This window comes from Paenibacillus xylanilyticus (assembly GCF_009664365.1).
In the GTDB taxonomy this organism is placed as follows: Bacteria; Bacillota; Bacilli; order Paenibacillales; family Paenibacillaceae; genus Paenibacillus; species Paenibacillus xylanilyticus_A.
The window spans coordinates 4,481,368-4,497,552 of sequence record NZ_CP044310.1; the positions used below are offsets into that span (position 1 = coordinate 4,481,368).

A 16,185-nucleotide genomic window follows, 5' to 3' on the forward strand; every position below is an offset into this window, starting at 1 on the left:
TTCCAACAAAAAAAGCATGCAGCTTGTCTGCATGCGATGTAGCTTGAATATATCATTGCAATGATCTTGACTGTTTCCTGTAAATTACCTGTGCTTCCGACTGTTCTTCACCAGAGTCATTCGTCTGGAATGCCTCAACCAGGAGTAATATGATTTCAGGTCACGAAGCTCAATGGTCTCTGACATTCGCCCCAAAAAGGTAACTACAATCATCTTGTGAAGAGGATTGCCGGCGATGTCATATTCACCTTCCAGCTCGGAAAATTCCGCAACCACTACCACATCCTCGTCGATGAGGTAGACGTCCTGCTCATTACGGTAGTATGGCGTAATACGGTCCTGCTTCAGACACTCCCATAACCAAGCCGCAATATGGTCATCATCATTACGCGTGGGCTCAATACGGTCTGCATACCGCATTTTGGCATGATGGGTAATGACGATGTCAGCCACTTTTTTGTCTCCAAGAGCTACGAAAAACGGCTCGTAGGTGCTCCAACGTTGCATCACCTTATCACGCATGGGAATCACTCTCCACCAGATAGGACTTTCTATCTATTTATTACCAAATATATTACAACATAAGTCCCGCAAGCTCAAGGCGTAAGTTCAGATTTTTTCACAAAATCCGTTTTGTGCCTAATTCTTAATAAAAGTGAGCAAAAACCTATGATAACCAATAACCTTCTCTCTATATTAATCTCTTTTTAAAAGAAAAGGAACCCGCGATATGGCGGATTCCGCATAAGGTATTCCGTTTCTCACACCTATAACACATGTCTTCCTGCGCCAAGCTCGACATCCATCGTTCTCAGCAGCTCATGTGACGTATCGCATTTGTATTCCCAGAACATCAATCCCGCGAGATCCTGTTCCAGGATATATCGGCATTTGGCCGTTACTGATTCCGGATCGTCGTATGAAATGAGCGTGTTTCCATTAAACAAATAAGGTGCCTTCGCTTCCTCATCCCAATACCGGATATATCCGTTAAGGTCAATATACTTCTCTCTTAGCTCTGTATATTCCGGACCGTAGCCTCCGGTCGTCTCAGCCATCTGATGCAATCCGTTGTTACGGTCAGGCACACCCTTCCACATTCGGGAGTAAAATGCCGCACCAATGACGATTTTATTCCGGGGTACACCCGCATTTAAAAACATGCGTACGGACGCATCCGTGTTAATCCGATATAAATCACCTGTCGCCGTACAGAGGTTGGTATGGTGTCCAGTCAGCACCTGAAAACCTCCACGCATGTCATATGTCATCAGCTGCACATAATCAAGATACTGCTGTACCTGATCCATTTCCGTGCCGTCAATGTAGTACTGGTCAGCACCGGCTGCAATGGTAAGCATGTAATACCTGTCATCTTGCTCACCTTGCTTCGTCAGAGCCGCCCTCATCGTTTTCAACAAAAGGGTAAAGTTAACTCTGTCCTCCGCAGAGGCGGCAATACCCGCCTCCCCATAGCACGGATATTCCCAATCCAGATCAATCCCGTCCAAGCCATAGGTAGTCACGGCCAGAACAGCGGATTCTGCGAGCTTCTGTCTCCCTTGCTCAGTTGCAGCTGCCTCCGAGAATCCGCCTGCACTCCAGCCTCCCACAGACAAAATCATTTTCAAATCCGGGAAAGCTTTCCTGATGATTGGAATCCGGTCCATATGCTGCAGATGGCTGGTCTGAATGATACCTTCCTGTATATGAGCAAAAGCGATATTGATATGCGTCATTCGGCTCAGCTCTACCTCTGGTACACTATGCAAATCACGATGTCCGACGTATCCAATAATCCATTTGGGGTTCATAGGCTGCCTCCATCATGTTGAAATGGTTCACTTCGCTGTCCGGCCAGCTGCAAGCTTACCTGAATGGCTTCCTTCACAGCACCAATCCGATATCCGGATGAGACATAACGAATCTGATAAGCCTCATCCAGAACAACCAGATGGGGGTATCCCGACTCTGTCGCTCCAGAGCTACGGAACACCTCGGGCAGTGAGGCAGGTGATGCCTCGCCTAACCGGACTTGTGGCGGCAGCATCTCAAGCTGCTCCGTCTTCAGGGAGTTTCCTGTACCAGCAGAGCCAGTAATTAGAACAACCGATATATTCCGTTCTACCAGTTCTTGCCTCAAGTCAGCAAGTTCTTTCAGCAAATGCATGGTCGGTTCCCGGTCCGGTTCAACCCAGGAAAGAAGTATGCCTGCAGCCGTTCCACTTACGCTATGCTCGAGTGTAGTTACGTTCTCGTCCTGCCACCGCAGTTTCGTGTGTTTATCCACCGTTCCAAGGACAGGAATTTCTTCATCGGAGCTGCGGAAGTTTACGGCAACACAAGACTCTTCCCCCTTGTTCAAATTAAAATAAGTGAACCGAGCTCTTACCGTGCCGTTTTTCAAACGTACGCCTGTCGTCATGCGATAAGCCCCCTCCTCTGCTGGCAGAGGCTCGTCAAACAGCTTTGTCTCTTTATAAGGAAAATGCAAGGTCACGTATTTCCCCTGAACAAGACGAGCAATAGAAATATTCTCATAGTAGGAAGCCTCCGGCATGTTTCCTTTTGACTCGTTTTGCACAAGACGAATGCTTCCCATTCGCTGCTTTCCCTTTTCTTTAATGCCAAGATCCGCGAAGATCCAGGACCCTTTCTGCCAATACTGCGGCTTGCGTTCACTTGGATGCAAACGGGATGGGATGCCAAGGCTGCGACAGAGAGCAACAAACAGGATAGCCAGCGATTCCTCGTCTCCTGCCATGATCCGATAGGTTCCTGCTGCTGTACCCTTTCCTTTCAGATTAGGCAGATCCTCCCAAGGAATGAACTTTTCCTTGAGTGCTTCAGCAAGAAGCGAAGGCTCCCTCACCATTGCGTCCCTCTCATCTGATGCAAACGCTGATTGGAATTGTTTCCTGTACGGTCCAAGCATTTCAAAGGCAACGCGCGGACATAACAAATAGGGAATAAACAAGGTATCCGGGAGCATACCTCGCAGCGGAAGCGAATAATCTAAATGCTCATGCAGGACTGGACGGAACGTATCAATCAAATCTTTACTATTTAGCGACTCCAGCAGCAATAACGGCCATTGCCCGTGCTCAGGAGAGCTTTCCCTGAGAAACGCGGCTATCTCATGGCCATTTCCACGCGCCTTCTGCATGACGTCCCATACCCTCGCCTCCGGAAGGCTTAGTTCGCGAGATAGATCAACGCTCTCCTTATGGGTTACAAAGGTGGCTTCAAACGCAGTGCGGATGTCCGTCCCTTCAGACAAACGCTGCTGATGGAGTGACTCCGCTTCCCCTGTTAATGGCGGGAGTTCCTCTCCCTCCGTCTCAGGCGGAGGAACCATATCGAAATCAATCACTCCGCTCTTCTGCTCAGGTTGATTTTGCAGATCCAGCACCAGTTCCAATCGGTCTGTCTGGTCAATCGTGATCTTATGCTCTCGCCAGCGTCCCTGATATACCGCCCGGATGAGCAGATCGCCATATCCCGTTTTGAAGACCACTTCTCCGTCTTCATTCGTCAGTAACTCCGCAATCGGATAGAATTCGGCCATGTTATACAGCTCAAATCGCACGGAAGCACCCACAACTGCAGCTCCGGCCAGATCCTTGACCGTTACAGTGAGCTCCTTCGTTGGAGCGTAATTCTCCAAAAGATTGAGCTCGGTGTACCATTCGGTTGCCAATGTCACATCCTCTGGACCATGATAGGCGCCAAGCACTCTCGTATTCATCAGCATCGACCGACGGGCAGGAGGTGTAAACCATCCCTGATTCAGCCGTGCTTCCGGTTCACAGGCACCAATATAATGCCAGGTTCCGTCAGCCCATGCTTCCACCCAGGCATGATTGTCGTCACAATGCGCCCATCGGGGAGTGTATACCTGACGAGCAGGGATCCCGATACTTCGCAGTGCGGTTACTGCCAGCGTTGATTCTTCCCCGCAGCGCCCCCTTGCACTCCGAATCATGGTGAGCGGTGAAACCGTCCTAAGGTCACTGCCGGTATAGACTGCCTTTTCATGGCACCAGTAGTTGGCTTCCAGAATCGCTTCTGACATCGTGAGCGACATGATGCGATCAGCCAGTTCAGCATAGAAGACCGCTCGGCAATCCTCAATATTCTCCGTATTCACCCTGCATGGAAGCACAAAGTGAAGGAACAAATCATCCGGTACCCGTTGCCCCCACGGAACCTCCCGCCTCATCCGCAGAGTTGATCTTACGTGGCTAAGAAACAGTGCGCCCGGAACATCTGCCAGATCCTGAAGCGGACTGTATGCATACACAAACTTGAGCGCCCACTCTTCTTCTACGGACAGCGGCTCCCTAAATACCGAAAAGATTTCGTCAGCCTGAGCCTGAACAAGCTTCCTTTTGATACGGAGTTTATCTTCAATAGATTTCATTTCTTCGGGGGTAAGCGAAAACGCCGACGTTTGTACACTCATCTCGTATCCCTCTCTTCCCACAGGTACCCGTCTTCGCGAATGAGCCATCTTCCGGTCCCATCCGCAGTCGCAGCTGAAACCTGAAATAGGCTTGGAGCAGCGTAGACCTCGGGATAAACATTCACATCAGAAGTCCAGCCGAGCAATGACAGATCTTGCGTAAATGTCCCATTCTTTTCTCTGTAATTACGCTGCAGATAATATAGCTTTCTTAGCTCCCATTTGATCCGTTCATCCTGTGGAAGCACAAAATCGGCTTGAGCATACTCACCCGCAAACACAACATAACCCCACAGTTCGGGATAATGCATGTTCACCAGTCCCATCGGCGACCAGACCCAGTTGTCCTCCGGATATGGCTTACCGGTTCCGGGATCCATTACTTTGCGGTAATTTCCATCGATCACTTCAGTCCGCCACTCCACCCGTGAGAAATTAACTCTCCAAAATTCACCCGGCAGGGGTGCCCGCTTTTCCTTGGCGCATTCTTTCAGACTGGTCCACGGGATCGCAACCTCAACAGACCATTTCCGGTTAATCGCTTCCGGACGGTTCAGCTCGCCGTCAATATACACGGCTGTTTTCAATCCTTTTATATCCCAGCTGTCCAGCGGTGGCCCTCCGTCCCGGTATGGCTTGATGAGGAGCAGGTCCCATACCGTATTTAGCGCATTGATCTCGAATTCGTAATACGCGTGGCTGTCCCCGTCAGGATCAATAAAAATTTCAAAGTCATTATCATAAAAAATGACAGAATCCCGCTCCGTCAGCGTTGCCCAGATCTGATCTTCCCAAAGCTCGGCACCAAAATAAAAATATTCATCATCCCATAGCATCTTCACCCTTGTATCCTTGGACGGAGCAGGACGAAGGTCCCCTTCAATATCGACGAACTTGTCCGTCCATTCCGCCTGATCCCAAAAAGGCTTATCCAGCCTTCCGTCAAGCTCCAATTCACCTGCTGCACGTTGGCAAATGTAGTGCTTCGGCTGATACGTATCGATATGTGGTATAGGCACGCCACTTAGCATCATGTTGATCCCTCCATTCAGTTATGCGTAACGACTGCTCCGGAGCCGCCATACATGTCTACCTTTTCATCGAACTCCAGCTTCACTACCGTTGTCAGTTCATGGGTGTCTTCACCCGTCAGGTGAATCCAGGTTGTACCAGGAATTTGAAACCACGGAACCCCGCCATGAATGTCATACGACAGTTCTTTGCCTGAATGCAGCACGGATACTTTCCTGATCTCGTTGCACAGCCCCTTCACACAAATGCTCTCCTTCGGATCACCATGCACAAAGAGATAGAGCGTCTTTCCATCTGCCGAGAGCGTGCTTCCATCTCCATAATATCTGCTCATAATTCCGTCTCTTGTCCCGTATACCGCCTCTGCATGCGGTCTAATCCACTCGCCCAGTCCAAGCAGGATGGCTTCCTGCCTCTCATCAATTGTTCCGTCCTCTCTTGGGCCAATATCGAGCAGCATGTTGCCACCCATGGAGATGCAGTCGCAGAACATGCGAACGATCTGAGAGAGTGATTTGTAATGCTGATCCGTTGGGACGTACCCCCAAGAGGAATTGATCGTTGTACAAAACTCCCACGGCCCATCTGGTCTCGTAATCGGCAGCCCTTGTTCTGGCGTTTTGTAATCCCCATGTCCCTGCAGGCGTGAATTGATGATGAGATCTGGCTGCATTGATTTCAAATACTGCTTGAATTCAGGCAGATTCCACTGCTTCTCGCTTCGTTCCCAATCCCCGTCAAACCACAGCAGGTCAACCTTGCCAAATCCGGTGAGTAATTCTTTCAATTGATGGTTGTTAAACTCCAAAAACCTCTGCCATTTGGTTTCATCCTGAACCCCATCCAAGGGATAGGAGAACGGATTGCTAGAACCGGGGTCATCCGGCACCTTGCCACCTTCATATACACTCGGATAATCCGGGTGGGACCAGTCGATCAACGAGTAGTAGAGTCCGAGTCGAAGTCCCTTCGCCGTGATCGCATCGGCATATTCTTTGACAATATCACGTGCAGCCTGTGTTTTCTTTACCGTGTTCAAGTCACTGTACTGTGTATCCCACAGAGCAACTCCGTCATGATGCTTGGTTGTCAGCACAGCATACTTGGCACCCGATTTCTCGATCAGATCCGCCCACGCCGCGGCATTGAATTTGGAGGCCGTGAATCCCTCCATTTGCTTCATGTAGTCGTCATAAGTCATGGGTCCATTGTAAAAAGACCACGACTCCGCAACACCGTCCACGGCATAGATTCCATAGTGAATAAAAATTCCCAGCTTCGCATCCTCAAACCATTTCTGCATCATCATCTACACCTTTTTCTCAGCGATATTTGGAAACCGTGTGCACACGTGCGAAAAAGCTATGTCCAAACCGTTTTTTTATTGATATCATTTATAAGAAAAGAAATGGCATTTCTCCATATGGAAAGGAGGCAGCATTTCACTTGCGAATGGACTATTTCAAATCCAAACTGTTCCTGAAATACATTTGGTCCTACCTGTTCATTCTGCTAATTCCTCTCGTGTTCATGACCGTATTTCTCTATGAAAACGCAGTTAAAACCCTCCGTACTGAGATTGAAAGCTCGCGTCTGGCCCAGCTATCACAAACCAACGTAACCATTGACAGCCGAATGAAAGAGCTGAGCGAGATTGCTTCCCGCATTTCTTACGATAATCGGCTCTCTTCCTATCGGGTCACCAATACCCAGACCAGCCCGGAAGCCATTCGTGCCTTGGATCAGTACAAAGCCACCAGTTCCATGATTGATGAAATCTATCTTTATTTCCACGATGATACTCGTATTTATTCCAGCAAAGGTTTGACCGATTTTGAGGTGTTTGCCGACAATCTCAGCTTCGAGAGATGGGACAAACAATCCCTGTATAACGATCTCAACGAAACGAAGCATCCTACCGTAAGACCTGCCGATGTGGTAACCAAAACTGGTGGAGTACAGGACCGCAAGCTTGCTTACCTTATTCCCATTACTCCAAACAGTCTGAACCCCCACGCCACGGTCATGGTTTTTATCAAGGAGTCGCAGATTACCAATCTGATTGATTCCATACTCGGAAACTATCAAGGCCTGACCTATGTCCTCGATGCAGAGGGTCAGGTACTAACGGCCAACCATCAGGGAGATACACTAAGCACAGATGCATTGGCTGCCTTGATTAAAGGCATTACTCCAGGAATCCAGGAGCGGACGCTGGACGGCAAAGATCATTCCATCGTATCGGTGCAATCGGAAACCAACGGCTGGACCTACATGACTGTAATGCCAAGCTCCCAGTTTTTCAGCAGTGTACTGGATGTCCGCAGTTTCATGATGATGATCATAGGTATCGTGCTGCTGGTCGGAGTTGCAATTGCTCTCGTTCTCGCCAAAATGCAGTATCAGCCCATCTCAACCCTGGTCGAATTTGCCGCTTCCCGCTTCCCGGAAAAGAAACCTGATGGAGAGTCGCGAAATGGGAGCGCCAATGAACTGGAACGAATTCGTTCTGCCTTGCAGAATTACAGCTCCCGCATTGATATACAGGAACCGTATGCTCGGAACCAGTATTTGTCGACCTTAATTAAGTCTGGAAATCCAGATCCATTGTCTTCTGAACTGGTGCAGCTGTTCGACCTGAAACTGAACAAGGATTATTTGTTTGTCATGGTCATTGGCTGGAATGATTCCAAGCATGCCGATATGGAACTCCGCCGCCGCATTGCGAGCAGTCTTGCACAGATTGAATTGCCTGATCTGCAGGCAATCGGTTATGGCGTTGAGCTGCCTCAGCTGGACCGTTTCGGTTTAATCATGAGTTTTGATTCCGCTGAAGGAATCGATCTGGTAACACGTATAAAACAGATCATGGAGCAGATAAGAGGCTTACTTTTGGGAACCTTGTCCATACCTCCGTTAATTGGTGCCGGAAGCGCTTATTCGCAGCTTCATGAACTGACCCAATCTTACGTTGAAGCCTGTTCTGCTTTTGATTTGCTCGTACCCGGTGAGTATGGATCATCCGCTTTATTTGAAGAAATGTCCAAGACACCGAGCCATTCCTACTGGATTCCAAACCATATGCAGCTGAAGCTGGTTCAAAGTCTGAAACAGGGAAATATCGATATCGCTACTCAGATGATTCGCTCTTCCGTGACCAGCTTGCAGTCTTCCATGCTGCCTGCGCTGCTTGTGCGCTGCATCAGCTTCGACCTGCTGAACACGATCCTGAAGACAGCCTCGGAACTTGGAGAACAGCAGATGCTGCAGCAGATTGCTCCCAACATGGTGTTTAGCAGCTCGCTGGAAGAGCTTGAATCCGTTCTGATCTTGCTTGCCTCCCAGTTATGCAACGAGGTGAAAAAGGAAACGCAGCATGAAGAGCAGACATTGATAGACCGCATCATTGAATATATCGATGCCCATTTTACTGATCACAATCTTAGCCTGGATACGCTTGCGTATGAATTCGAGGTTTCACCTTCCCATGTGAGCCGCTCCTTCAAGGAGAAGACCGGAATCAACTTCCTTCAGTATATTTGGCAAAAACGACTCGACAGGGTCTTTCATCAGCTGAAAACAACGGATACCCCTCTGAAAGATCTCATTCAGGAAGTCGGCTATCTGGATACACCGAATTTCATCCGCAAATTCAAGAAGGAGACCGGGCTTACACCAGGACAATACCGCAAGCTTCATCGCACTACGGGTAGTGATGCAGGAACTGAATCGGCCAGCTAATAACAGGAAAGCCAACAGACGAACAATCCGGATTGCCGTCGATGTTGGCTTTTTTCTGTTATTTCAAAGTGCTTTTAACGGGGATTCACAATCCGATTACTTGCCTGCGGAATTCCACGTATCATACACTTCCTGATAAATTTCCTGAATCCGATCTCCACCCATTTTCTTCATCTGTTCAACATAGCCGTCCCAGTTGGATAATGGCTCTTCCCCGGTTACAAACTTCGCTTCCATCTGCTTCACGTACGTATCAAGATCAGATAACAATGCGGAGGCTTCATCCTGCTGTTCGTTGGTCAGATACGCATTCGGAAACGGCGCTTTACCGATCGGGATCAGCTTCTCTTCGTTCTCTTTTGCAATCCACTCGTCAAATTCGGTCGTCAGACCATTCGTCAGCTCCGGTGAGTTATGACCCGGAGTCAGCATGCCGAAGTTTGGCGTAATGGTGCCTCTGTACTCTTCCCGATCACCGCCTCCCGGAACAGGCAGCCATTCTTTTTCATACGTATCTTTGTTGGTGTATTTCCACAGTGTGCCTTCAGGACCTTGATTGAAGAGCGTTTGTCCCTCGATCGAATACAAGTAATCGATCCAGCGCATGGTGGCTTCAGGATGCTCATTCACACTTGTGATGGCAAATGTTCCGTTAGCAGAGAGTCCTGGATGCATACCGTAAACAGGCGTTCCTGCAATATCGCTCGCCACGGGTGTCATAAGCGGGTTTTTCATTGCTGCATCCGGATCGCCACCCAAGGTAAAGTAGGAGTAATAGTCGTTAAAGAGAGCAATCTGATTGTTTTCCCCTTTGGCTTTTTTCTGCTCTGGGGTTTGCGAGAAGGTTTCGTGATCCAGCAGATCTTCCTTCCACAAACGATTCATGAATTCCAAATACCCCTTATATCCTTCCTGCATCGGACTGTAAAAGACCTTATCCTGCTTATCGACGTAAACAACAGGGTCATATATGCCCCAGAAGCCCAGAAAATACATGCGCAGATCATCCAGCTTCACGGAGGTCAGCGGAATTTCATCGGCCTTGCCGTTGCCATTCGGATCTTCCGTCTTCACTCGCTTCAGCAGCGTGTACAATTCCTCTGTCGTTTTTGGCAGTTCTTTTACACCAAGTGCTTCAAGCATACTGCCGTTATACCACATGGGGCTGCGATACCAGACGGCGGCACTGTCGATGAATGGCAGGGCGTAAATATGTCCTTCGGGCGTTGTGAACGATTTGCGAATATCCGGATTCTCATCGAACAATTTCTTTATGTTCGGAGCATATCCCCCATCAATGTAAGGTTCCAGCGGGAGAAGTGAGCCTTGGGTGCCATAGGTCACCTGCTCTGCCGGTGTAAGATCGGCTCCGTACAGCACATCAGGCAAATCTCCACTTGCAAAGACAAGGTTCTTCTTGGTTGCAAAGCTGTCAATCGGAGTAAGCTGAAATTCAAACTTGATGTTGGTAAGCTTCTCTGCTTCCTGAATAACAGGCATGGTATTCCAATCAGCCACGCCTACATCCTGGGACATCATGGTCAAAGTGATGGGTTCCTCCACAATAGGAAAGCCCTCTTGCTTCACCCCTGTCTCTTCCGGTGTACCCGGTTCAGCGGTTGAACCGCCATCAGGAGATGCTCCGCATGCCGCAAGCATGCTTGCAGCAAGGATCAGACTTAACAGAACCGTTGATTTCTTGTGAGCTCTCTTCATGACAACAACTCCCTTTTTGATGATTTATTTGGTATAGATCAGCCCTTGACGGAACCGATCATGACACCCTGAACGAAGTACCGCTGCAAAAACGGATAGATGATAATGACCGGAAGTGTCGATACAATAATGACTGCATAACGGACAAGTGCCGCCACTTCGGCTTTGTTATTCAGTGCCGAGGCCGATGAACCATCCATCATGCCGGAGCCTTGCGCTGACATTTCCTGCAGGACAAGAATCTGCCTTAACACGAGCTGAAGCGGATATTTGGCCGAATCATTCAAATAAATCATTGCTGAGAAATAACTGTTCCAGTGACCTACACCGTAGAATAGCGCCATAACGGCTATGATCGGCATGGATAATGGCAGTACGATTTTGAAAAACAGCTTGAAATTAGAACAGCCGTCAATCTGTGCAGCCTCCTGAAGCTCGCTCGGGATTGTTCCCTGGAAGAAGGTGCGGGAGACGATGATATTCCACACCGAAGCTGCGGAAGGCAAAATCAGGGCCCACATGCTGTTGATCATGCCGAGCTCCTTAATCAGCAGATAACTCGGCACCAGCCCTCCACCGAAGAACATCGTGAACATAAAGACGCCCATAAAGAACCCCCTGCCAACCAGGTCTCTTCTGCTGAGCGCATAGGCTGCAGGAATGGTGAACGCCAGGTTCACGGCTGTACCGACAACCGTATACAGAATCGTGTTTGCGTAACCTGACCAGATTCGTTGATCCTGAAGCACGCGCTCATAACCTTCAAACGTGATATCTTTCGGAAATAGCCACATTGCACCTGAAGCAACTTCCTTCGGATTGCTGATGGAGGCGCTAATCATATATACAAGCGGGTACGCCACGAGAAGGAAAGCAATCGTAACGTAGATATAATTCAAGGTTAGAAAAATTTTGTCTTGTCTCGTTTCCTGAATACCGGTTAACATTCAGCCTCCTCCTTTACCACAGACTGTTCTCGCTCGTCTTGCGTACGATTTGATTGACGGTAACGAGCAAAAACGCATTAATTACAGAGTTAAACAAGCCGACAGCAGTAGAGAAGCTGTACTGGGCATTTTCAAGACCTGAACGATATACGAAAGTGGATATGACATCGGAAGATTCCATGTTCAGCGGGTTCTGCATCAGGAGGATCTTCTCAAACCCGACCCCCAGCAGACTCCCCATATTCAGAATGAGCAGGATCGTCATGGTTGGTACCAGCACGGGAATGTTAATGTGCCGGATACGCTGAAGTCGGTTTGCCCCGTCTATAATGGCTGCTTCATGCAGGCCAGGGTCCACTCCAGACAATGCAGCAAGGTAAATGATCGTTCCCCAGCCCGCGCTTTGCCATACGCCGGAGAGTACGTATACCGTCTTGAACCATGCTGGGCTTGTCAGAAATGAGGGTGCATCTATTCCCATCCATTCCACGAAACGGATCAGGATTCCGGTTGATGGAGAGAGGAAAGCAATTACCATCCCGACCATAACGACAACCGAGATAAAATGAGGTGCATACGTGACGGTTTGGACCAGCTTTTTGAACCGTTTATGCTTCAGTTCATTAAACGCCAGAGCCAGAATGATCGGAATCGGAAACCCGACAGCCAGCTCATACAAACTGATCGCCAGTGTGTTCCACATCAAATCCCAGAAATAATAGGATTCAAAGAACCTTACAAAATGATCAAAACCTACCCAAGGACTCCCAAAAACTCCGCGTACCGGATTGTAATTTTTGAACGCAATCTGGATGCCGTACATGGGTCCGTAATGAAAGATGAGAAAATACAGAAATGCGGGTGCAATAAACAAATACAGTTGCCAGTTTCTCCAGACCTTATGCCATCGCTTTCTACTGATGTTCGGCTTGTATAATGTCTGCTGCCGATTGGCCGTTTTTACCTCCTGCACACAGGATCGCCTCCTTCTGTTGCTTCTCATGTTTGGGTCATACGCTGCAGGAAAAGTTGGAGCATTCATGTTGCATGTTAGTTTTGTTGGCGCAGCTGTAGTTTAACAATAGGGGATGACGTATTTTTTCGTAAATATGTCATTTTGTCAGGCCCCGTAAACGTTGATGCAACAACGTTTTTTATCATTTATTCTCCATTTTAACAATTCGAAAATGTGTCGTTTTCGACCAAAAGAAAGCGATTACAATTGCAAAAGTGGAAAATTACCAATTGATAATTTCGGGTGTATACGATTTATTTTACATCACGTTTACTTTTTTTAAGTAAATTCAACCTTTTCGCGTTATATTAATTAACACTACAATAACAAAAACCTGCCTTGAGTTAGCGTTTTTATGATTTTTCATGGTCAATATTTACCTAATGTTCATATGTACCACGTTCTTGCAGGCTAGTGCAAAGTCTAATCCCCAAAAGAAAAAGTCGCCATGAAGGCGACCTTTGATCAATTATGTTTTATTATTCCGCGCTTATGTCCAGTTCCACCAAATCTCAAATCGCTAAACGTTGAAGACCTGTATATTTTAAATCCCGTAAAAACTTGTTTTGTCCATCGTTTTGCTGGCATACTCTGTCTTGATTTCGTTACGGTAAGATCTTTCAATCTTGCGCACATAGGACAGCCGCTTCACATTTTTCATCGTATCTTCAGCCCGCTCTGCATTAACATACATAACAACATAATGCATACGGCGGGAAATGTAATGCACGGTACCATACTTTTCGAGATTGCGGGCTGCTTTTAGATCACTAACCCAAATAATAAATCCTGTCCTTTCCGCAAACATCATTTTCCCCGCCCTTCTTATAATGGAGACCGGACACTTCGGGGTGAAGGTCCGGTCTATATGGATTTTAATTCATTCGGAATTCAGTTAACCGCAGCTGCACTTGCCGCCGCTTCCACAGCCGCCACCTTTGGGGTTCGGGTCATTGCTCGGAACCTTGATTGTGGTTGAGACTGCATAAGCAATGGTTTCAGACATCTGGTGCAGCATTTCATCGAGCGCTCTCTCTGCCTGCTTGAAGCGAGCTACTGCCTCAATTTGTTCCAGTTCCAGTTCCAGAGCCTTCACTTGGTCTTTTGCAGCATGATAATCCGGGTGGAAGTGTCCAAAACGCTGTGTTTCTTCAAAAAGTTCCTTTTTGGCTTCCAGCTTGCGTATTCCCGCTTGAACCTCCGGATTGCTCTCAACTTGCTGCTTCCAATATAAATAATCCGATACTTCGGCAGATTGGTTAATCATGTCGCCCAGTTCATATGCGCCCGTCAACACTTGGGCCATATCGACCGTGTTCAATTCCGCTACGCTCATGAAATTCATCCTATCTATATATAAAGTTCTACGTAACGTAGACTACTTTATCATAGCATATCCCCCGGTAGTTAAGAAGAGTTTTTCCTGCAAATAGAAAATAGGGGAACATAAGCTCTTCCTGCTTCAGATCTGCTCCGGAACGATTAATCTGATCTTGTCCCAATCCATGGGAGAAATGGTGCACCGTTCTACTGCCCTCTCGTCTGCCCCCGGTACAATCCATCCTGTCAGTGTCCAATCGTCCTGGCCTTGAATTTGATCCGGAATAATGTATACCTCGGACTGTTCCTTCCTCAGGCCCAGCTTGGTCTGCCATTCTATTGCTTTTGCCGTAATCTGACGTGTCGTGGACATATGATATCGCCGCCAATCGTTATGCCACATATCGGGAATGGAGCCGAATGCGGGTACATCAACCGACTGCTCTGCAATCGGCTGTCCGTGTGTATATGAAGATGCCCGATCCGGTTCATTTTGAATCAAGCCTGCCCTGCCAGGCACATAAAAGCTTTCTCGTAGACCGCTAAGCCCAACCCTTGGCTCATGCGTGTGAATCTCAGTATTTTTATCCTCCCCCGACCCCTCGCTGCATATGAAATCGGTCGGATGTATATTTTCTATTTCCTCTGCATTTCCCCCGTGCTGTGCCTTCAATCGCTCCCACTCATTCCCCCACTGATGAATCGCGTGATACACATGCTCGGGGACTCCCGTGGCAGCATAACGGCGCAGAAATTCCACCACCTTGTCAGACGTAAAACCACTATGGGATGCATGGACAATGTGTTCTTTGGTCACACGATAGATGCTCATGCGATCACAGCTCAGCAGTTCGGCACAATTCTCTATTTTCCAGCGGACCTGAGGAGCCACCTCTGCCGGGACCATAATTTCGAAGTCAGGCTGCACAAAGAAAACATTCTTCGCGCTGTCCAGTTCCTGCTGTACTTTCAAGGGTAACAGCTCCTCAGGCTCAATCAACCAGCGAAAAAACAAATCACCCGAAGCATTTTCACCACTTTCTCCGTACCCCCACCCAGCCAGTGCGTTTAGCCAGCTCTGAACATATTCAGGAAGCCCGGGATCACTGCCACTTCCTTTGAAATGCGGAATCAGATCTGAAATATTGAACCAGGTCTCCTGTCCTTTACAGAGCAGGACCAGGCGATAGCGAAAATGTTGTTCTGCAGGACTGGTTACACCATATCGCTCCATGCACACCTTGAATATCTCGCGATGCATGAACGACCACGGCTGCTCTAACCAGTGGCCCAGAGTCTCATCATGTACCCTTATTTTCTCTTGATCCTTATGGAGAAGTCCCAGAGCAAGCAGCATGTCCAGCATAATGGCAACATGAACAGGGTAGATATCCGGATGCTCGTAGTTTAGATTCAATGATGCAAAATCATCAGGACATAAATGAACCAAAGCGCTCAACCGCTGCACCATTCTCTTGTGGATCGTACCTTTATTCGTCAATGTGAGGCCTTCTCTTGCGATCCAGGCCAATATGTGGATGATTTCGGCAGCGATATCAGGCCTTGCTTCACGAATCACGTGAATTTGACCACCACTGACCATCTGGATTTCAGATTCCTTCTGATCCTGCTCATGTATTAAAAATGGATGTTTACCGACTCTATTTGTGTAGGCTACAGTTAATGCAGGGATATAACGCAGCGGGATGTAGTACAGGTTCTCTCCCCACGTTTTGCGAACCGCTTCGATCCACCCTTTTTGTCTCAGGCGCATAAAGCCTAACCTGGCTTCCGCCCCGCTCAATCCTTCTTCCGCAGACTCAGCGGTGGTCATCATGACTGAAAAGGGTTGACACGCATGTTTGTGAAAAAGAGCACCAAGTACCGAATGTTCTGTGGCTGACAGTTTCAATATTTCCTCGACATCCACTGCTTCATGTCCATGCATT

General features: G+C 48.0%; 12 protein-coding genes. 1 reads left to right on the plus strand and 11 read right to left on the minus strand.

The window, feature by feature from the left end; genetic code table 11:
• Positions 1-84 precede the first annotated feature (84 nt).
• The 5 genes from F4V51_RS19905 to F4V51_RS19925 form a co-directional block, all read right to left on the minus strand.
• Entirely contained in the window at positions 85-522 is a 438-nt protein-coding gene (locus tag F4V51_RS19905) for a hypothetical protein (protein ID WP_095290252.1), read from the minus strand.
• A 245-nt stretch (positions 523-767) separates the two neighbouring features.
• Positions 768-1,814 (minus strand): glycoside hydrolase family 18 protein, encoded by a 1,047-nt coding sequence (locus tag F4V51_RS19910; protein WP_153979354.1) that lies wholly within the window; start codon positions 1,812-1,814, stop codon positions 768-770.
• Entirely contained in the window at positions 1,811-4,465 is a 2,655-nt protein-coding gene (locus F4V51_RS19915) for a transglutaminase-like domain-containing protein (protein WP_153979355.1), read from the minus strand. The genes F4V51_RS19910 and F4V51_RS19915 overlap by 4 nt, the downstream gene beginning before the upstream one ends.
• The gene (locus F4V51_RS19920; protein WP_153979356.1) at positions 4,462-5,499 is read right to left on the minus strand and encodes a carbohydrate-binding family 9-like protein; all 1,038 of its coding nucleotides are present in this window, start codon (positions 5,497-5,499) and stop codon (positions 4,462-4,464) included. The genes F4V51_RS19915 and F4V51_RS19920 overlap by 4 nt, the downstream gene beginning before the upstream one ends.
• A gap of 14 nt (positions 5,500-5,513) precedes the next feature.
• Entirely contained in the window at positions 5,514-6,800 is a 1,287-nt protein-coding gene (locus tag F4V51_RS19925) for an alpha-L-fucosidase (RefSeq protein WP_193724177.1), read from the minus strand.
• Positions 6,801-6,949: 149 nt separating this feature from the next.
• Between F4V51_RS19925 and F4V51_RS19930 the strand changes: the two genes are divergently transcribed.
• Positions 6,950-9,238, plus strand: a complete 2,289-nt coding sequence (locus F4V51_RS19930; protein ID WP_236146828.1) for a helix-turn-helix domain-containing protein — start codon at positions 6,950-6,952, stop codon at positions 9,236-9,238.
• A gap of 96 nt (positions 9,239-9,334) precedes the next feature.
• Here F4V51_RS19930 and F4V51_RS19935 read toward each other — a convergent pair whose 3' ends face one another.
• The 6 genes from F4V51_RS19935 to F4V51_RS19960 all read right to left on the minus strand — a co-directional run bounded on the left by F4V51_RS19935 (position 9,335) and on the right by F4V51_RS19960 (position 16,184).
• Positions 9,335-10,954, minus strand: coding sequence for an extracellular solute-binding protein (locus tag F4V51_RS19935; protein WP_153979358.1), 1,620 nt, complete (start codon positions 10,952-10,954; stop codon positions 9,335-9,337).
• A 38-nt stretch (positions 10,955-10,992) separates the two neighbouring features.
• Positions 10,993-11,901 (minus strand): carbohydrate ABC transporter permease, encoded by a 909-nt coding sequence (locus tag F4V51_RS19940; RefSeq protein ID WP_095290241.1) that lies wholly within the window; start codon positions 11,899-11,901, stop codon positions 10,993-10,995.
• 13 nt (positions 11,902-11,914) lie between these two features.
• Entirely contained in the window at positions 11,915-12,904 is a 990-nt protein-coding gene (locus F4V51_RS19945) for an ABC transporter permease (protein WP_153979359.1), read from the minus strand.
• A gap of 556 nt (positions 12,905-13,460) precedes the next feature.
• Positions 13,461-13,724: a YlbG family protein gene (locus tag F4V51_RS19950; protein ID WP_095290540.1), complete on the minus strand. Its 264-nt coding sequence runs from the start codon at positions 13,722-13,724 to the stop codon at positions 13,461-13,463.
• Between the two features lie 87 nt (positions 13,725-13,811).
• A complete protein-coding gene (locus F4V51_RS19955; protein ID WP_153979360.1) occupies positions 13,812-14,252 on the minus strand; it encodes a YlbF/YmcA family competence regulator in 441 nt (146 codons plus the stop codon).
• A gap of 126 nt (positions 14,253-14,378) precedes the next feature.
• Positions 14,379-16,184: a helicase-associated domain-containing protein gene (locus F4V51_RS19960; protein WP_153979361.1), complete on the minus strand. Its 1,806-nt coding sequence runs from the start codon at positions 16,182-16,184 to the stop codon at positions 14,379-14,381.
• Position 16,185 lies beyond the last annotated feature (1 nt).